Source organism: Streptomyces sp. NPDC002793 (assembly GCF_040295485.1).
In the GTDB taxonomy this organism is placed as follows: Bacteria; Actinomycetota; Actinomycetes; order Streptomycetales; family Streptomycetaceae; genus Streptomyces.
Genome location: NZ_JBEOVL010000065.1, coordinates 1 through 18,033, shown reverse-complemented (window position 1 = coordinate 18,033; position 18,033 = coordinate 1). Strand labels below are relative to the sequence as shown.

The window sequence follows — 18,033 nt, the reverse complement described above, 5'->3', positions numbered from 1 at the left end:
ACCGTTCACACTAACAGAAAGTGCGAGGCACGCAATAATTCGTGCCACGCATTTTTCTGGGTCGGGGGTGAGTCATCGTTCGGCGACGTGCCGAGATCCCGTCGCCCGTGTCAGTCCTCGCGGCCAACGTCTTCCTCGTCCAGCTCTGACGTATCCGGGTCGCGCAGCGGGCACAGGGAGCCGGCGGCCGGGGTGCTGGCGGTGAAGCTGTAGCGGCCGAGCAGGTTCAGGTTGCGGTGCTTGAGCAGGGACAGGCGCGCGATGTCCTCGTCCCGGACTTCGTGGCCCTCGGCGCGGAGCTGGGCGAGGGAGGCGTTGATGTACTTCGTGGTCCAGAGCACGATGGCGTTGAGGCGATGATCAAGTGCTGGCGCAACCAGCAGCTCGCCCGGAATCTCTCACCGGGTACGTCGATGACCAGGAACGTACCGTGCGGGTCTTCACCCGGCATGCCGATGTGATGCCGTGGCAGTGGACGCCGCAACACATCGACGAGTGGTCGGCCGATCTGCGGGCCGTGCACGGCTGTGTCCGTTCCACCCTGCGCAACTACCAAGGGTCCGTGCGGAAGTTCTGCGACTTCCTGACCAACCCGGTCTACGGCTGGACAGACGAGTGCCTGCGGCACTTCGGGACCAACCCAGTTCAAGTGGTCTACGACTGGAACGCCGCGACGCACGCCGATGAAGCCGAGGGCGAGCCGGAACGACGGGCCTTCACCCGGCCCGAGCTGGAAGCGTTCTTCGACCATGCCGACGAGGAGGTCCTGCGCGTTCGCGACAAGGGCCGCAAGGGCTGGCTGCCGGCCTTCCGGGATGCCGCCTTGTTCAAGGTCGCGTACGCCTACGGCCTGCCGCAATGAGACCCGGATGCTGGATCTCACCGACTTCGGACGCAATCCGGAAGGCCGGGAGTTCGGTGAGTACGGCACCCTGCTGGTCCGCTACGGCAAGGCCAAGAAGGGCTCGCCCCCCCCAGCGCCGCAGCGTGCTGACCGTCTGGCACTGCACACCCGGCACCGTCGAGGAATGGATCAGCGAGGTCAGGACCGGGATGCGGTATTCGGCCAGCCGGGCGCTTTGGCCTTCCGAGCGAGGCCTGCGGATCGGGGTCCAGCGGCTGGACTCCCGCTTCGCCGCCTACCGGGACGCCGTGGGCCTGGACCCCGCTCTGGAGTTCCACTCGCTGCGCAGGTCCTACATCACCCATCTGATCGAGGACGGCCACGACCCGCTGTTCGTCCAACAGCAGGTCGGTCACGACCACGCCTCCACCACCGCGATCTACACCTGCGTCTCCTCCGACTTCCGCACCCGCTCCCTGCGACGCGTCCTGGACGCCACCATCGAGGCCGCTCTGCGGCCGGGAAGGACCTCCTGATGCCACGCCAGATCAACTACCGGTGGCGCCTGTGCGAACTGATGGCCGCCCGCGGCATGTTCACCGTCGCCGAGCTCATGCCGCACCTGACCGAACGCGACATCACGCTGTCCACCTCCCAGGTCCACCGCCTTGTCTCCGGCACCCCAGAACGGGCTCTCCCTGCCAGTGTTGGCCACCGTCTGCGACATCCTCGACTGCACACCTACCGACCTGATCACCCCCTCGGCCCAGAACCTCCCCGCACGCCGCGCGGTCGGTGAGGATGCGCCGATCAACCTCGCTGCCCGCCGCCCCACACGGGTCCGACTGACGCCCGAGGGATGAGCGGTGACGCCGGAGGAGTATGAGCGGTGGATGATCCGCGACTGCGCGCGCTGCGGCCGTCGGGCCTCGAAGTCCGCCGAGTGGTCGGACGGCCCGATCTGCCGGACCTGCTACGAACGCGCGATGCGCGTCCGCGGCTGCTGCCCCGGCTGCCGAGCCGACCGGCTGCTACCCGGAGGGACACCTCGGGCACACCGATCTGCCGCGACTGCGCGGGCATCAGCCGCGACTTCTTCTACGACCGCTGCGGCTTCGAAGGGCTCCTCCTCCGCGGGCGTCTTTGCGAACGCTGCACCCTCGCCGACACGCTCACCCGCCTCCTCGACGACGGCACCGGCCGTGCCACTCCTTCACTGCAACCACTGGTCACCGCCCTGCTGGAGATGGACCGGCCCAAGAGCCGCCTGATCTGGCTCCGCAACCCCAACGTCGTCCGTCTCCTGCGAGACCTGGCAACCGGCAGCATCCCGCTCACCCACGACGGGCTGCACCAGGAAACACCCTGGCGAACCGTCGCTCACCTGCGTGACCTGCTGATGGACAGCGGCGTCCTGCCACGCGTCGACCGGCAGATCATGCTCTATCAGCGTTGGCTGACCGAACGGCTCGCCGTCATCGAGGACCCCGAACACCGTCGGTGTCTTCAACACTTCGCCACCTGGCACCAGATGCGGCGCCTGCGGAGCAAAGCGGAGAAGGGACCTTTGGGACGCTCCCAGACCAGCCAGGCGAAACAGGAGATCACCCAGGCCGGCGTCTTCCTCGCCTGGCACACCGAGAAGCTGGCTACCCGGCGCCCGGCCCAGACGTTCCTTCACTGGTGCATGAAGACGAGCCGGATGCCCCGCCTCACCCTGCCGCCCCAGGTCATCAATCAGGATCAAGCGCCGCTGCACCAGCACCGCCGACTCGCCATTCTCCGGCGGACCCTCAACGACGACTCCCTGTCCCTGCGGGCCCGGGGCGCGGCCGCGCTCGTTCTCCTCTACGCGCAACCCGTCACCCGCATCGTCCGCCTCACCGTCGACGACGGGGGCACCGTCACCGTCCGGCTGGGAGACCCACCGTCCCCACTTCCCGAGCCCGTCGCTGACCTCGTGCGGGCATACGTCCAGTCCCACCAGCACCTGCCCTACGCCAGCAACAGAAGCTCACAGTGGCTCTTCCCCGGCCGCCAGCCCGGACAGCCGATGAACCCGGTCAGCCTTCAAGTCCACCTGCGGAAGATCGGCGTCCCGCCGCAGCGCGGCAGAACCTCCGCGATCCGCCAACTCGTCCTCCAGGCCCCGACCCCCGTCATCGCGGAAGCCCTCGGCTACCACGACAAGACCGCCACCCGCCTGGTCACTGAGGCTGGCGGAACCTGGAGCCGGTACGCCCCTGGCGACCACACACAGTGACACCAGGTTCGGCTTCACCGAGGGACACGGTCCAGCCAGTCCCACCACCATTCATTCCACGGCCGGACCTGACTTCCGGAACGTCCTCCAGTACTGGCGTTGCTTCTCGTCCCTCACGATGACACCGAGACGGGCCAGTTCCTCACGAAGCTCTTGAACGTCGTCGTCGGAACTCTTCCTTTCCAACGACTCCTGGCGGGCTTTGAAGATGGCGTTCGCGCCCTCCGGGAGGCCGGGAGTGCCAGGGACCCAGCGGCGGAACTCGTCCTTATGCGGATCGGCGTCCGCCCACACGTAACCGTGCTCGGTAAAGACGTCGGCAACTCGGCTGACGTCCAGGTCGCACTCTTGCCGAGTTAGCTCGCCACCATCGTGGCCGAGCAGGACGAGTTGCTTGCCGTCCCGGAACACTGCGGCGATGGCGTCGCACGAGAACTCCTGCGCACGTCCCTTGCATGTGAGCACAACGCGGTCATCCGACAGACGAATCACCAACTGCTCGTGCTGAGCAACAAGTCCAAGGGCCAGCCCAGTCACCGAACCCGCGGCGGGCAGCCACGGAGCGGGGATCGAGGCAACGAGCTCGGCCGGCCCCTGCAGCGGTGCCCAGGGAAGCGTCACAAACCAGTCGGCCAGGAGGCCGACCAGCCAACCGACACCTGCCCCCGCCAGCATGAAAACGAAATAGACGCACACGGTGCTCCACGCCGACTGGCCGAGCACGGTGAGCCGGTCACCTCGCGGGCTTCGCTCAAGTCTCTTGCGCATGCTCATGTTCCCCCTCGCTCCTGCTGTGCCGTAATAATAGACCGAGTGCTCGGTTTATTATTACTCACGAAGGGACGGAAGAGCCCGGAGTCGACCAGAAGGGGACCACGATGAGGACAGTCGATCCGGCCAGGCATCGGGCACGGCGCCAGCACATCGTCAACACCGCGGCCGAGCTATTCGCCGCCAGGGGTTTCGAGCGCACCACCACGGCAGAGATCTGCAAGGCCGCCGGCATGAGCGCGGGCAATCTGTTCCACTACTTCCCCAACAAGCGCGCGATCTTCCATGCCGTCTTCGAGGACGAGGAGCACGACGGCGCCACCAAGGCCGAGCGTCTCGCCGCCGCTCGCGTCGCCGACGACCCGTGGACCGCCCTCCTCGACACCGTTGACCTTCTCGCCACCCCTGCCACGGAACCACTAGTTCCCGCCCTTGTGATGGAGGCGATGATCCAGGCTTACCGCGACCCCGAGCTCGAAGCGCTGCTGAGCCGCGACAACGACGAGGAACGGTCCACCGTCACCACCCTGCTGCGGAAGGCAGTCGCAGCAGGCCAGATCGACCCTGCCCTGAACCCGGACGACACCGCAGCCTGGGTCATGGCACTCATCGCCGCTCTCTACACCAGCGCCGCCACCGACCCGTCCTTCACCCCAGCCGATCAACTCCCCACCCTGCGCCTGATCCTCCATCGCTTCCTACGGCCCAACACCCACCAGGAGCCGGAGCGATGAACGGGCCCCATAGGACCCAATACGGCGGCAGGCACACAGGGTGACTTCCGGTCGCGTCGGCGGCGAATACGCGACACCTCAACATGCGCGCCTACCAGTTCCGAGGCCGCACTACGTGTCTCGACGGCCAACTTCCCTGACGGACCGCTGGCCGTCGCCACAGTGTCAGGACAGCCGACCCGCTCGATAAGGCCTCGCGGTACGGGGCCCTTCACATGCGGCCGCCGCGGCAGCCCACAGCACAGCGTCGGAGCGGACGACCTGCGAAGGGGACGGCGGTCAGGCAGTTCGCAGGCCGGCCGCCGCCGCCAGTTCCTGGACGCCAGCAGTGCGCGGATGGCGGGCGTAGATCTCCGCCGCGATCCGTCGGATCGTTGGGCGCTCACGGACCTCGCCAGGAGAGACGCGGGCCGCGGACAGCAATTCGGTGGCTGTCTGTTCAGGCTTGCCCCATTGCCACCAGGCGCGGGCGAGATCCGTGTGCATCCGGCCCCGGCGCTCCGCGGTCTTGAACTGTTCTGCACGGAGCCCTCGGCCCGCTTCGAGCGCTGAACCCGCGTCGCCTAGGGCCCAGTGCACCCCGACGGCGTACAAGTCGACTGATGCGGGAGTGAGAGGGAACAGCCGCCCCGTCGGCGTCACGTCGGGCAGGTCGCGGGCGGTCCGGGATGCCTCTTTGATCATGCTGAGGGCTTGTGGCCGGTCCCCGGCGACAGCCGCGGTGTACGAAGTGGTGCAAAGCATCTGAGCGTAAGCGGACGCCTGCGCGTCGTTCCTCAGTCCGGTCGCCTCAACATCGGCAACGGCCTTGAGCATGAGGCGCTGCGCTGCGGCGGGCTGGTCTTGGTGGCGGAGCACGATGCTCAGCTCACGGGCCGCAGCCGCTGCGGCAAGTGGGGAGTTGGACAGCTCGGCGTACACGGTGGCACGGTCGGCGGTGAGCCGGGCCTGCTCGTAGCGGCCAACCTTCAACAGGACCTGTGAGGCCAGGCTGTACGTGGAGGAGAGCCGCACGTACGCAAGGTCGGAGCGGGTGCGGCGTGTGCCGTCGTGGCCGTCCGCGATGAGCCCGGGGAGCGTGCGCAACAGCCGCTCATTGCGTCCGGAGTCGAATGCGGCGCGGGCGGCAGCAAGGCGCTGGTCGAAAGGGACGGGGGAGCCGGTGGGGTCGGGCATATTCGCCAGGGCTGTGTCCATCCCGGCGAGCAGTCCGACCGGAGCGGCCAAGCCGGCTGCGGTGAGCAGGGTACGGCGGCGCATGGGGTCCTCCTCCACTCGTGGACCTACCGCCGTCACTCTAGTGGTCGCAGGTTCCGTTAACCCCAGAGACTCCGCTAGGACATTTGTAGGCATACCGACCTCTAGGGCTGCCTGTTTGAGAAGCTGCAGGTCCGCGCGGCTGCCTCGCTGCTCCAGCCGGGAAACCGTGGAGGCTGAGCAGCCGATCCGCGAGCCCAGATCTGCCTGCCGCCACCCGAGCCGGTTCCGGCCCAGCCGGATGAGTCCGCCAAGGTCACCGGTGGAGACGAGTCTGCCCGCCCGGTGTGAGTCCCACAGTGGTTCAACGGTGCGCATCGCGCCTCCATTGGCCGAGCGTCACGGAGAGCCGTCTCCCCACGGTAGGTGGCTCGCCCGGCCCGCGTATATGGCGTGTGCAGGACGTGCAAACGGTATGCACGCGTTAGGTGTTGGCTGCCTTGCTTCGACTGTTTCGCGGTGCTCTTCTACCAGCGGCCCCGCCGGGGCCACCCGAAGGAGGCCCACGATGACCGCAGTCCTTGAGCCCCCCGTCCGTGGAACCACCGATTGTCTCTCCGCCTTCCGGAATCCTCACGACTACATCCGCGATGCGCAGTGGGCCAAGCTGACCGGACTGCTGATGCGGGACTACCCATTCGACTCCGTGATGGCCGAGCGCGTTCTCGGTCAGGCCGTGGCGTACCTGATCACAGCGATGGAGAACAAGGGGCGCGGCCTCGGAATGGGTCCGGGCGCGATCGTCGATATCGGCGTCCACATGGTCATGCTGGACACCGTGGAGTACTTCGCCCTGTGCGAACGCTTCAACGGCGGCGCCTATCTGCACCATGTGCCCGAGGTCGAGATGAAGATCGACGGCTCTGTCGCCCGCACCGCTGACATCCTTGCCGCGGCCGGCTGGGACGTCGACCGGCCGCTGTGGGCGGCCGACTCTTCCAACTGCACGCCGTGCCGCCCCGGCGAGGACGGCCACTGACGCTCGCTCACGGCCGCGTCCGGCTGGGTGCAGCTGGACGCGGCCGTGTCATGCGCAAGGGTGCAGATCTGGCAAGGCCGCAACGTCGATCATGAGGAACGGGTCAGTATGTGCCCGTGACTCCAACCTCACTGACCCCAAGGGCCGCGCCCGACCTGTGGCACCACTACGGGGCATCGGCCCCGCTGGGACGCCCAGCGCTTACCTGCCTGCACTGGGACTGGTACCAGCGCACGGGCCCCGGCGAAGAGTTCCTGGGCAATGTCGCCGGCCGCGATGTCGCGGAGCTCGGCGCAGGATCTGCCGCCCAGGCCGCCTTCGTGGCCCAGGCCTTGGGCCCGGCTCGCGTCCTGGCGCTCGATAGCTCCGCAGCACAGCACGCCCGCAGCATCGCCTTGCACGGTGGCGTCCCTCGTCTGGAACTGGTCGAGGCCGACGCAGCGACGTACCTGAACGATCACCCGGCCACACTCGACGTGGCGTACTCGGTTTTCGGCGCGGTGGACTTCTGTGATCCGCAGGTGTTGCTCCCGGCGGTCGCGGTGGCGCTCCGGGCGGGCGGACGACTGATCTTCTCCACTCTCGGGCACTATAAGAACGGCGCTCCGCCTGCGACGGAGTGCCGGCCGGCTGACGTCCCCGCCCGCCTTGCGGATGACTCCGTGGGCACCATGCAACGGTGGGTACTTGACAGGCCCGTCTGGGAGAAGCTGCTGGACGGGTTCGGATTCGACCTCATTGACTCGGACACGATTCTTGACCCGGGTCCCAATGGCGGGGCACCGATGACTACGTGCATTTTCGCCGTGAGAAGGCGTGTCGAGCACCCTGCCTGACGCCACGGAGGCTCTGGCGTGCTCCCACAGCCAACTTTGAGTACCGACCGTGAATCCGCGATCCCCAGCCCCAGCGCAGTTCGCGGGATTGTTGCCCGCGCTGAGACGACTAAACGCCGACCGAGCTCGAGCCGCGTTCGACCCCAGACCACAAGCAGCTAGCCTACCCATTCCGCCACATACGAAAGTGATGCCACTCACACAGCGGCACGTTTGCCGGCCGGGCCGATCCAGGGCTGGAAGCGTTCTGCAACCCCGGTGTCGTTCCGGGCAGCAAAGAGTGGCTCGCCGGACAACGAGGAGGATCTGTGTCTGTACTGAGCCGCGCAGCCGTGGCCGGCGCGAGCGCCGTCGCACTGGTCGCAGCGATGGCCTCGCCCGCTTCCGCAGCGAACAAGTCGATCTCGAACGGCTACGGCTACATGAAACACGTCGACGATGGAGACATCTTCCGGGTCTGCGACACCAGAGCGGAGGGGGTCGGCGTCTACGGCACCCTCTGGTACGACTCGTTTGTCACCACCGGCGGCTACAAGCGCGTCCTGAACCTGTCGGACGGTGGTGACAGCGGGTGTGGCAGAGCGGTGCACGACATCGGCAACGGTGGTCATTACGTCATGACCTTCTGTGCCAAAAGGTATCCGACGAATCCGTGGGATACCGCCTCCAGTTCCTGCATCCACTCTGCGGGGTTCAACGAGTAAGCCGCGGCTCGGGGTGACCTGAGCACTTGGGCCACCCCGCGCCCTCTCCGTGACGGCACGCCGGGGAAGGCGGGCCCGCATCCGGTCGGCAGGTGTTCTGCCGCCGTGGCGACGGCTTGCTCGGCCGTCTCAGCAGGCCCGGCGGTGGCTGTCTATGACTGGGTGGCGACGAGCTCGATTTCGAAGCGGTCGGTGTTCTCAAGGTATGCGGCGTGCTGGTGCGTGCCTCCGGCGTGGGGGTGGCGGTCCTGGAAGAGGAGACTCCAGCCGGTGCTGAGCGCCTTCTCGGTGAGGGCTTCCACTTCGTCCGAGGTCGGGACGTGGAAGGCGAGGTGATTGAGGCCGGGTGCGCGGCGGTCGTGCCGTTGCTGGGTGAGTGCGGGTGACTGTTCGAAGACGAGGTAGGTGTGGCCCAGGCGCCAGCTGCGTCCGTTGTCCCAGGTCTGGTGGAGGGTGTAGCCGAGGCTTTCGAGGAGCCAGCCCCATTCGGTGGTGGCGCGGGGGAGGTCGGGGACCCAGATCTCGACGTGGTGCAGGGTTCCGGCGGGGGGCGGGCTTGTGTCGTCGGTGGTGTGGGGCACGGTGGTGGCTTCCTGGCTTCGGTCGGTTGGGGTGGGTTGGGCAGGTTATACCGGAATCTTGTGTTCCGATCCAGGCTGCATGATCAGTCATATAGCTCATGAATCTAGACAGTTCGTCTTTTAGATGGCTGATTGGCGCTTATTGGTGGTATTCCCTGCCCGTGCTGATTCCGTCTGGGGATTGGCGGGCGAAGCGCCCAGGCGCTGGTGAGGGAGGGTGTGGTGCTGGTGGCAGTTCTGCTGTGCGCGGTGGATCCGCCCGGGGGCCGCCTCGCCCTTGTGCTGAAGCACGGCCCCTCCTCTTACCGGGGCGCCGGCGAGATCTGCTGCGGCACCGGGCCGGTCTCGGTCGTGGAGGGCGGGAACGGGAGAGCGTTCGTCGCCTCCAGCGTGTCGGACGCGGTGGGCGTCATTGATCTGGCACAGCGCCGGAGGGCAGACAGAATCAAGGTCGGCTGGGCTCCCAGCAGCCTCGTCCTCGCCCGCGAGGCTGGGGTCCTGCTGGTGTGCAACGCGGGGGCCGATTCGGTCTCCGTCGTCGACATCGCCAAGGGCGTGGAAACGGGCCGGATAGCGGTGGGGCGTGAGCCGCGACAGATCGTGATGGCACCGGACGGCCGGGCGGCGTACGTGTGTGAACAGGGGGCGGGGTCCGTTTGCGCCCTGGACCTGACCTCCCTTCGAGCCGGCCAGTCGGCCGCGGTGTCCGTGGCCTGGCGCACAGCGCTCGGCCCGCATTCCCAGCCCCGCGCTCTTCTGCCGACCAGCGTCGGGCCGGCCCTGGTGTTGTGCCGCACGGCAGACCGGTTGCCGGTGATCGATCTCGCCTCGGGCCGCGTGCTGACCGACGTGGCGCTGCCGGGGTTCGGTGGCGCCAGTGACGCGGTGGAGGTCGAGGGCGGGTTCGCGCTGGTGACGCTGGAGCGGCTCGGCGCGATCGCGGTGGTGGACCTGCTGGAGTGGTCGGTGACCCGGACGATCCCGGTGGGTACCGGTCCTCGGGGGATCGCGGTCGATCCGGATGACCGGACGGTGTACTGCGCTCTCCCTCTGGCGGGGCGCCTGGTGGTGGTCCATCTCGACGGGGTCGACCTGTCCACCGAGGACGGGCTGCCGCAGTTCGAGAGCCTCCGGGTCGGCTGCGCGCCGCAGAGCGTGACGGTGATCCGCTGTCCGTCGCCTGATTCCTGACGTTCGGTCCCTGCTCCTCGTATCCCTCCCGTGCTGAGTATCCCTCCGTGCTGATGGAAAGGCGGACTTCATGAGCGGCCCTCCTCCCCCTCCTGGCCCGCAGCCCCGAGATGAGAGCCTCTCGAGGCGTCGGGAGCTGGCCTCTCTCCTGGGGCCCACGCGCGCGGCGGTGCTGCTGATAGTGGCCGACCGGCCGGGCAGCACGACCAACGCGCTCGCCGAGGGAGTGGGGGTCTCTGCGGCGACCGTCTCCCACCACACCACAGTCCTGCGGCGGTCAGGACTGATCACGACCCGGCGCAGCGGGGGAAGCGTGCACCATTGCCTCGCTTCACTGGGCGAGGTCCTTCTCCGAGGGGTCGGTGAAGCCGGCCGTAACGCCTGACCCCAGGTTTTCCATCGCACCGGTGGGCATGGCCGGGGTGGTGTGGCTGATGCGCTGCGGGAGATTTCTGGGGCGTGAGTGCCATCGTTTTCACTCCAAGGAGACTGCACCAAGGCGTTTATTCGCGTTTCTGGATTCCCTTTCTGGTACGCATCAACTGCTGGGTGGGACCCCGGGGGCAGGCGCCGTTTCGAGCAGGCTCAAATAGCTTGCCAGGTCGACGAGTCGGGGAACAGACTGTTGGCGTTCTTCAGGGCGTACCTGTTCACCGTCGAGGCGGGCACGCTTGAATCCGAGGGGGTTATTCATGCCTGTTCCAGATGCGTCGGAACTGAATATGGAACAGCCTGCGGACGGTGCTGTGAAAGCGACGATTTCCCAAATGTTTTCCACTCCGGTGGCCCGGATTTCGTTTCCGGGCGCGGGTGAGGTGGCTGCCCCTTTGACGGAGCGCATCCTTATGCGGTCGGGGGCGCTGTCGAAGGATTTCGGGTACAAGACGGAGACGGCGGGTGAGCTGACCCAGTGGGGTGGTGAGCCGGCTGTGCGGCTGACTCGTTGGGTGTGCGCGGCAGCGGGCCGGTTCGTGGAATCGCTGACGGGCCAGTCTCTGTCCGAAGCGTTCGAGCGGTCCGCCGGCCGGGAGGGCGAGGGCAGCGGCGGGGAGCGGCAGGTGCGGGTGGCGGCCAGCCGCAGCTGGGCGTCCGTCTACCGACCCGGAGACCGGCACGAGGCGCATTTTCACCCCAACACGGCGCTGTCCGCGGTCTATTACGTGGCAGCACCTGGCCTGTGTGAGCTCCATTTCCTGGATCCCAGACCGAACGTGGACTATTTCGATGCCGGTATTTCACTGGCCGGTGACAGTCACCGTACCCGGGTTACGTGCAAGCCGGGTGAGCTGATCATTTTTCCTGGCTGGCTGCGGCATTCCGTTCCCGTATTCCACGAAGAGTCAGCACGTATTTCGATCGCCTGGAACCTGAACTACATCCTTGCCTGACCCCTGCCAGGCCCTTCTGCCGGCCGGGAAAATCACCAGGAGAAAAAAGGGGAACAACATGCGGAACATTCAGCTGTTTTCGACGGACACCGACGACGGTGTCGTCTCCGTCGTAGCCAAGACCGGTCCGGGCGAGCACCGGACAGTCGCACAGATCCCGGTCGGCAACGCCCCGCGCGGCGGAGTGAAGTTCACCAAGGACGGCCGCGGCTTCGTGTGCAACACGAGCCAGAACACGCTTTCGGAGATCGACGCGGTCACCCTCAAGGAGGTACGGCGCATCGAGGTCGGACACGGGCCGCGTGGCATGGGCATCGTGCCGGGTGAGCGCTACCTGCTGGTCTCCAACTCGGGTTCGAACTCCGTGTCGGTCGTCGACATCGAACTGAACGTGGAGCTCCACCAGATCCAGACCGGGCGCGACCCACGCCACATGGGCATCACCGCCGACGGACAGGTGGCCTACGTCTGCGTGTGGGGCGAGGGCTACGTCAGCAAGCTCGACATCAGTCCCCTCGCCGGCGAGAACCCGGAGCAGGTCACGGAACTGGCCCGCATCCACGTCGACCGCGAGGCGCACCCCTACAGCCTCGCCATCGACCCGGCCGGGCGTCAGGTGTTCGTCGCGAACACCCAGGCGGACTACCTGACCGTCATCAGCGTCGAGACCGACGAGACCAGGCACATCCCGGTCGGCTCCAGCGGCGGGCGGGCGGTCGCCTTCACTGACGACGGCCGCTTCGCACTGCTCACGGTCGAGAACACCAGCAGCATCGTGGTCGTCGACGTGGAAACCCTGGAGGTGACGCGGACCATTCCGGTCGGCCCGGGACCGCGCGGCCTCGTGGTCGACCCCACGGACGAGACGGTCTACATCACGAACTTCTCCCGCGCCAACATGATGCTCGGCCACCCCGACTTCGCCCCGAACTCCCTGACCATGGTCGACCTCAAGTCGGCTCCGCTCGACCGGGACGAAGGCGTCTTCGACTACGAGGAGATCTACGTCGGCTACGGGCCGTGCTCCGTAGTGCTCTTCGACCTCGACAGCCTGCCCGCGGATGAACGCCAGCGCCGCCTGGAGCGCGCCGACGCCCAGGCCTGATCCCCACACAGGGGCCGGAGACCACACAGGTGGTCCCCGGCCCCCCTTTGCCGTTCAGTCAGCACCCCCGGTACCAGGTACCCACGCGCGTACCGCGCCCTTCGAGGCGTCGCCAGAAAGCAGAGACCCATGGCCGATGTGACGTTCCGTTCTCTCCAGCCGTGGGCGGTGGTGCCGGACAAGAACCGGGTCGACCGGGCCGGGGCCCGCGCGGAGCGCGACGCCTACACCCAGTCGTTTCGCTACCTGCGCATCCCGCGCCTGCCCGCCGACTGCCCGCCCTGGGTTCTGGGACAGGAACTTGGATGGAACATCCACTCCCCCATCACAGTCACAATGAGCCCGCTGGAGGACCTGGGCATCTCCGTTCCCGCCCAGGAAGACATCCAGACCGTAGGCCGCCGGCTGGGGCGCGCCGGGCTGTGGCAGCGCGGTGAGGACTGGCTGGCGGCGAAAGACGCCGCCTGGCTGCACCTGGGCGACCACCGCGCCCACAGCGGCCACTGGGAAGGCATGTTCGTCCCCAACGGGCAGGGCACCGTGGAATGGAGACTGGGCTGGTCGGCCCACGTACCGGAGCACATGTTCCTCATGGTCATGCCACTGCCGCTGGACGGCCTCGAAGTACCACTCGGCGTGATCTCCGCGAAAACCGTGAACACCATGACCACCCGGGGCGGGATGAGTATCGCCGTGCGGCCCACACGCCCCGTCACCGTGCACCGGGGCCAAGCCGTCGCCCGCCTGGTCCTGCTCCACGCCGACACCCTGCGCGCCACCGCCACCCACACCACCGACCCCGAACTCCAAGCCGATGCCGGCACAGATGCGAGGGGTACGCAGGCATGACGCCCAAGACACACGGAATTTTCGCTGTGCTCGTGCACCGGCCTGTCGGCCCGCTCCTCGTCCTCGCCTTCGCCGCCCGCACCAGCGCCGCAGTCCTGCCCATCGCCCTGCTCCTCGCGCTGGCCGACCGCTACGGCTACGGCCGCGCAGCCCTGGTCGGTGGCAGCACCACCCTCGTCCTGGCCCTCCTTGTTCCGCTGCGCGGGCGCCTTCTGGACCGGGCCGGGCACCGGCACGCGCTCCCGGTCATGGGCGCCTGCGCGATGGTCCTGACCGCAACGGCAGCCGTCAGCGTCGCTGCCCGCTGGCCCTGGTGGACCACCCTCCTGTTCGTCCTGGCAGCGAACATGAGCAGTCCCCCGCTAAACGCGGCGCTCCGTGCCTCCTGGCGCCACCTCGTCACCAGCCCACAAGACCTCAAGGCCGTGCACTCGGCCGACAGCATCCTCGAGGAAGCCGGCTTCGTCGCCGCTCCCCTCACCGCGGGAGCCCTCATCGCGCTCCTCGGCCCCGTCCCCGCCTACGAGACTGCTGCCGCCATGTTCCTGGTAGTGATCGCCCTCTACCTGACCGCCGCCCGCGCCTACGGACTCACTCCCACCCGGGCCTCCGCCGCACCGGTGCGAACCGGAACGGCACGACACGCGCACCAGTGGCTGGGGCCACTCGCCCAGCCCCGCATCGTCATGATCATGCTTCCGCTGCTCGTCATGGGCTGCCTCTTCGGCGGAATGGGCATCTACGTACCCGCCTACACCCAACACGAGCACGCCACCGCCCTCATCGGACCCCTGCTCGCCGCGACCTCCGCCGGAGGCGTCATCGGCGGCCTCCTCTACGCCGTCCTACCCACCAACCGCCTCCCGCTGTGGACTCTCTACCGGCTGCTGACCGCCGGGTTCGCCCTCCCCGCCTGCTTCCTCCTCCTCGCCCGGCCCCCCTGGGCCCTGGGCACCCTCCTGCTCCTGTCCGGACTGTTCGTCACCCCGTTGTTCATCAGCGCCTTCCTCCTCATCGACGCCCATGCCACCGACGACGTCCGCACCGAGGCCAACACCTGGGTGGGCTCCAGCACCGACGTGTGCAACGGCATCACCGCCATCGTCATCGGCGCCCTCACCGCCCAACAACACTTCACGAACGCGCTCACCGTCCTCACCGGCTGCGCCGCCTTCGGCCTACTGACCGCCGCACTCCTCCCCGCTCCCACGCCCCCCACCACAACGCAGCCAGCCACCGGTGTCCCCGCCCCTGCCACACCGGCCGACGACGTACAGGCCCACACATGACGCTAGCCCCAGCCCCGGCCATCACGCTCTCCCTCCCCGAGGCCCGCCGCCTCGCCGTCGCCGCCAGCGGCATCCACCCCACACTCCCCCAGCCCACCATCGAGGGAGTACTCACCCGGCTCCGGATCATCCAACTCGACTCCATCAACGTTCTGGCCCGGGCCCACCAACTCACCTTCACCAGCCGCCTCCCCCACACCACCACGGCCACAGTCGACGCTGACCTGCAAATCGCTCCCCCACCAGCGGCCTTCGAATACCCCGCCCACGCCCACGCACTGGTCCCGCTCAACGACTGGCCCTTATGGGCCTTCCGCCGCCGTGCCACCCGCCGCCGCCCCGAATACCCCCCACCCACCGAACGCGACCGCATCCTCAACCTTCTCCGCGAACAAGGGCCCCTCACACAGAAAGAACTGAGCCCGAGCGGCGAAAACACAAGCAACGGCTGGTCCTGGGGACCGACCAAACAAGCCGTCGAGTTCATGCTGTGGGCAGGCGACCTCATCTGCGTCCGCCGCACACACCGATGGCAACGCCTCCTCGACCTCCCCGAACGTCACCTCCCCGCCTACCTGAACACTGACGCACAGTCCGATGACGAATGCCTCACCACCCTCCTCACCCACGCCGGCCGCGCCCTCGGAATCGCCACCACCAGCGACCTCGCCGACTACCTCCGCATCCCCACCCGCGCCGCCACCCGCCTCCTCCCCCACAGCTCACTGCTCCCTGCCACTGTCTCGGGCTGGAACAAGGCGGCCTGGGCGCATCCCGACGCCCTTACCGACCCTGGCAAGCCGGACGGCCCGGCCGTCTTCCTCGGACCGTTCGACAACCTGATCTGGCACAGGCCCCGCACTCAGCGCCTCTTCGGCTTCACCCACACCCTTGAGGCATACAAACCCGCCCACCAGCGCGTCCACGGCTACTACGCCTGCCCCCTCCTCGCCCACGATCAACTGATCGGCCGCGCAGACCTCGCCCGCACCGGACACACCCTCACCATCCACCGCATGACCACAGAGCCCGATGCGCCACCCGAAACACCCCACCTACTCGAGAACGCCTATGCCCGCCTCATCACCGCGACCGGCCTCATCACCACCGAGTCCAGCGCAGCTTCCGAGCAAGGTCGGAGAAGTACAGCCGCTGCGGCGCCGGTGCACTACGGCCTGGGCCCGAACGGTTGACACTGCACACCTGAGCGGCAGAGCTCCGTAAGGCGGAACTCCGTAGCCGGCAGTACACCGGCACCGCGGGCAAGGCCTCCAACTGCCAGGCTGGAGTCTCACTTCGCCCGGCTTCCGCCGGCCTCCGCACGCCGCCCCAGCTAGCGCTGCAGGATGGTCCACCGTGGTCGGGAGACAGCTCACGGGAGGAACAACGGCCGCGAGCACGGGCGGCATCGAGGGCGGCCGCGACGGCGCTGGCGTCCATGCCCTGGGCCCGGCGCCGTACGACGTGGATACGGTCCGGTGATCGGCGCCCGCGCCCTGCGGTCGTTGGAGCGGGGTCAGGTCCAGTCAGGGGGCCGGGGCGGGTAGCGGCGCAGCCAGTCGGTGAGCTCATGCAGTCGCTGTTGGTTGGGTCGTCCTGGTCCGTCTCTGCTGTGGACCGCAGGAGGGGGACGAGGGCTTCGAGGGTTCGCCAGGCTTCGTCGGCGGTGTGCCGCCGGGTCTTCGCATCGTCGGCGCCGGTGCCGAGCGGCTGGACCTGCTCGGCTTGTTGAAGTAAGGAGAAGATCGCCCACGTCAGCGTCCAGCGGTACGAGCGTGGAGAAGCTGCGCGATGCCGTCGAAAGCCGTCGAACCAACACCCCAACCCCTCCGCACTCCGCGATGACCCGCGCGTTCGCTGCGAGCCACGGAACTGACGGACCCCGTAGGGCGGCTTCACGTGGTCCCAGCGGTAGCGACAGCTGAGCTCAACAAAGTCGCGGCTGCAAACCAGAGGCGGTCTCGACCGCCGCCTTGCCCGTATTCCGGTGTGCGCGTCGGCCGTTCCTTGCGGGGCAAACGACCGGCACACTCAGCGACCGGGCCCGGGCTACCGCGCCCGTCGTACGGGGCTGCAACGGCCATGCGGTCGCGCTTGACCTCGCCCGCAGGGCGACCCTCGCCTGATGCAGCGTCAGCTGGAGGCGGTGCACGACTGACAAAGTTCTCTGCACGGACGACAAAGTCCGAAGCCGACGACGACCCTACGGTTCATGGGCGAGGTCAGAGAAAGGTAGCTGTTCACAGGCGTGGACGCGCATAGATCAGACTCCATATTGAAAGGAACCAATAGGCATGCGCAAAACAGGTAAAAGCAAGGCACTTCTCGCGACAGGGACCATGATGGCGGCCCTCCTGGGCGGAGTGATCACCGCCGCCCCCGCCAACGCAGCAGACGGGCTGTGCACCGGATCCAAGACGATACGGAACTCGTCGAGCCTGCACTGGGTGGTGCCGATCAACGTCGCGAGCAACACAATTTACTGCTACTTGCAGTATGGGAACACTGGTGCCGGGGTCAGAGCCCTGCAGAAGAACATGAACAGCTGCTACGGCAAGAGGCTCGAACTTGACAGCAACTTCGGACCGGCCACCCGAGATGCTCTCCGAGACGTTCAGGGCAGGATCGGCGCGCGGGTTGACGGCGAGTACGGCCGCGAAACCCTGTCCAAGATGAAGTGGGCCCGCTACAACAACGAAACCGGCGCGCGGTACGACTGCACCTATCTGCCATGACCTAAGCCTGTTCCCTATCTTCCGGCCTCGAATGGCGGCTCGAACTGAGTCGCTCACCTGGGGGTTCGCCGGACGCGGGGGGGGTGCCCCTATGGGTTTGGTCAAGGTGGTCGGGACGGTGTCGGGCGTGACTTCGCCTGGCACTCTGGCTGTCATGAGCGATGGAGCGTCTGCGCGGGAGTCGGTTGATGAGGGCATGCGCCCGTGCGACTACTGCGGTCACCCAGTCGTGATCGACTCGATCGACGAATACGACTGCGTTGTCTGTGGTGAGCGTGATGGGGCTCAGCCTGCAGTGGCGGCCCGGGATTCGTAGAAGGTGCCGTCCCGGAGCATCGCGAAGAGGACGTCGGCTCGTCGTCTGGCGAGGCAGAGGAGGGCTTGTGTGTGGTGCTTTCCCTGGCTGATCTTCTTGTCGTAGTAGGTGCGGGAGGTTGGGTCGGCCAGGGCGGCGAACGCGGAGAGGAAGAAGGCCCGTTTGAGCTGCTTGTTTCCTCGCCGGGATGG

At 67.4% G+C, this 18,033-nt stretch carries 19 protein-coding genes and 3 pseudogenes; 17 read left to right on the top strand and 5 right to left on the bottom strand.

Translation table 11 applies throughout. The features are described 5' to 3' along the window. Positions 1–110: 110 nt before the first annotated feature. Positions 111–353: pseudogene (locus tag ABT001_RS33570) on the bottom strand (Tn3 family transposase); the annotation flags it as partial. Positions 354–430: 77 nt separating this feature from the next. Between ABT001_RS33570 and ABT001_RS33565 the strand changes: the two are divergent. From ABT001_RS33565 to ABT001_RS33550, 4 genes are all read left to right on the top strand, one after another. Beyond that, entirely contained in the window at positions 431–862 is a 432-nt protein-coding gene (locus ABT001_RS33565; RefSeq protein ID WP_351285240.1) for a site-specific integrase, read from the top strand. A gap of 125 nt (positions 863–987) precedes the next feature. Further along, positions 988–1,380, top strand: a complete 393-nt coding sequence (locus ABT001_RS33560) for a tyrosine-type recombinase/integrase (RefSeq protein ID WP_351285238.1) — start codon at positions 988–990, stop codon at positions 1,378–1,380. Positions 1,381–1,548: 168 nt separating this feature from the next. After that, positions 1,549–1,707: a hypothetical protein gene (locus ABT001_RS33555; protein WP_351285258.1), complete on the top strand. Its 159-nt coding sequence runs from the start codon at positions 1,549–1,551 to the stop codon at positions 1,705–1,707. Between the two features lie 26 nt (positions 1,708–1,733). Then, a complete protein-coding gene (locus ABT001_RS33550; RefSeq protein WP_351285236.1) occupies positions 1,734–3,107 on the top strand; it encodes a site-specific integrase in 1,374 nt (457 codons plus the stop codon). Between the two features lie 51 nt (positions 3,108–3,158). Here the strand turns inward: ABT001_RS33550 and ABT001_RS33545 are convergent, their stop codons facing one another. Then, positions 3,159–3,881, bottom strand: coding sequence for a YqeB family protein (locus ABT001_RS33545; protein ID WP_351285234.1), 723 nt, complete (start codon positions 3,879–3,881; stop codon positions 3,159–3,161). 104 nt (positions 3,882–3,985) lie between these two features. Here ABT001_RS33545 and ABT001_RS33540 point away from each other — a divergent pair, with 104 nt between their 5' ends. Then, a complete protein-coding gene (locus ABT001_RS33540; protein WP_351285233.1) occupies positions 3,986–4,612 on the top strand; it encodes a TetR/AcrR family transcriptional regulator in 627 nt (208 codons plus the stop codon). 279 nt (positions 4,613–4,891) lie between these two features. Here ABT001_RS33540 and ABT001_RS33535 read toward each other — a convergent pair whose 3' ends face one another. Continuing rightward, positions 4,892–6,187 carry a helix-turn-helix domain-containing protein gene (locus ABT001_RS33535; protein ID WP_351285231.1) on the bottom strand — a complete coding sequence of 432 codons (1,296 nt, stop codon included), beginning with the start codon at positions 6,185–6,187 and terminating at the stop codon, positions 4,892–4,894. 190 nt (positions 6,188–6,377) lie between these two features. On the opposite strand from ABT001_RS33535, the gene ABT001_RS33530 reads away from it, so the two are divergent. From ABT001_RS33530 to ABT001_RS33520, 3 genes are all read left to right on the top strand, one after another. Then, the gene (locus ABT001_RS33530) at positions 6,378–6,848 is read left to right on the top strand and encodes a glycine-rich domain-containing protein (protein WP_351285229.1); all 471 of its coding nucleotides are present in this window, start codon (positions 6,378–6,380) and stop codon (positions 6,846–6,848) included. 116 nt (positions 6,849–6,964) lie between these two features. Beyond that, complete coding sequence (locus ABT001_RS33525; protein WP_351285227.1) at positions 6,965–7,684, top strand: class I SAM-dependent methyltransferase; 720 nt, start codon at positions 6,965–6,967, stop codon at positions 7,682–7,684. Between the two features lie 308 nt (positions 7,685–7,992). Continuing rightward, the gene (locus ABT001_RS33520) at positions 7,993–8,388 is read left to right on the top strand and encodes a hypothetical protein (RefSeq protein WP_351285225.1); all 396 of its coding nucleotides are present in this window, start codon (positions 7,993–7,995) and stop codon (positions 8,386–8,388) included. Positions 8,389–8,540: 152 nt separating this feature from the next. Here ABT001_RS33520 and ABT001_RS33515 read toward each other — a convergent pair whose 3' ends face one another. Then, on the bottom strand, positions 8,541–8,969 hold the full coding sequence (locus ABT001_RS33515) for a VOC family protein (RefSeq protein WP_351285223.1): 429 nt from the start codon (positions 8,967–8,969) through the stop codon (positions 8,541–8,543). Between the two features lie 222 nt (positions 8,970–9,191). Here ABT001_RS33515 and ABT001_RS33510 point away from each other — a divergent pair, with 222 nt between their 5' ends. From ABT001_RS33510 to ABT001_RS33475, 9 genes and pseudogenes are all read left to right on the top strand, one after another. Beyond that, a complete protein-coding gene (locus ABT001_RS33510; RefSeq protein WP_351285221.1) occupies positions 9,192–10,160 on the top strand; it encodes a YncE family protein in 969 nt (322 codons plus the stop codon). 70 nt (positions 10,161–10,230) lie between these two features. Then, complete coding sequence (locus ABT001_RS33505) at positions 10,231–10,545, top strand: ArsR/SmtB family transcription factor (RefSeq protein WP_351285219.1); 315 nt, start codon at positions 10,231–10,233, stop codon at positions 10,543–10,545. 307 nt (positions 10,546–10,852) lie between these two features. Then, on the top strand, positions 10,853–11,548 hold the full coding sequence (locus ABT001_RS33500; protein ID WP_351285217.1) for a TIGR02466 family protein: 696 nt from the start codon (positions 10,853–10,855) through the stop codon (positions 11,546–11,548). 58 nt (positions 11,549–11,606) lie between these two features. Then, entirely contained in the window at positions 11,607–12,653 is a 1,047-nt protein-coding gene (locus ABT001_RS33495; RefSeq protein ID WP_351285216.1) for a YncE family protein, read from the top strand. Between the two features lie 129 nt (positions 12,654–12,782). Then, positions 12,783–13,502 (top strand): hypothetical protein, encoded by a 720-nt coding sequence (locus tag ABT001_RS33490; protein WP_351285214.1) that lies wholly within the window; start codon positions 12,783–12,785, stop codon positions 13,500–13,502. Then, positions 13,499–14,791, top strand: a complete 1,293-nt coding sequence (locus ABT001_RS33485; RefSeq protein WP_351285213.1) for an MFS transporter — start codon at positions 13,499–13,501, stop codon at positions 14,789–14,791. The genes ABT001_RS33490 and ABT001_RS33485 overlap by 4 nt, the downstream gene beginning before the upstream one ends. Continuing rightward, positions 14,788–15,984, top strand: a complete 1,197-nt coding sequence (locus ABT001_RS33480; protein WP_351285212.1) for a winged helix-turn-helix domain-containing protein — start codon at positions 14,788–14,790, stop codon at positions 15,982–15,984. The genes ABT001_RS33485 and ABT001_RS33480 overlap by 4 nt, the downstream gene beginning before the upstream one ends. 56 nt (positions 15,985–16,040) lie before the next feature. After that, positions 16,041–16,523 (top strand): annotated as a pseudogene (locus ABT001_RS36180) (hypothetical protein); the annotation flags it as partial. A 562-nt stretch (positions 16,524–17,085) separates the two neighbouring features. Continuing rightward, positions 17,086–17,526, top strand: coding sequence for a peptidoglycan-binding domain-containing protein (locus ABT001_RS33475; RefSeq protein ID WP_351285211.1), 441 nt, complete (start codon positions 17,086–17,088; stop codon positions 17,524–17,526). A 285-nt stretch (positions 17,527–17,811) separates the two neighbouring features. On the opposite strand, the pseudogene ABT001_RS33470 reads toward ABT001_RS33475, so the two are convergent. Beyond that, positions 17,812–18,033, bottom strand: a pseudogene (locus tag ABT001_RS33470) (IS110 family transposase); the annotation flags it as partial.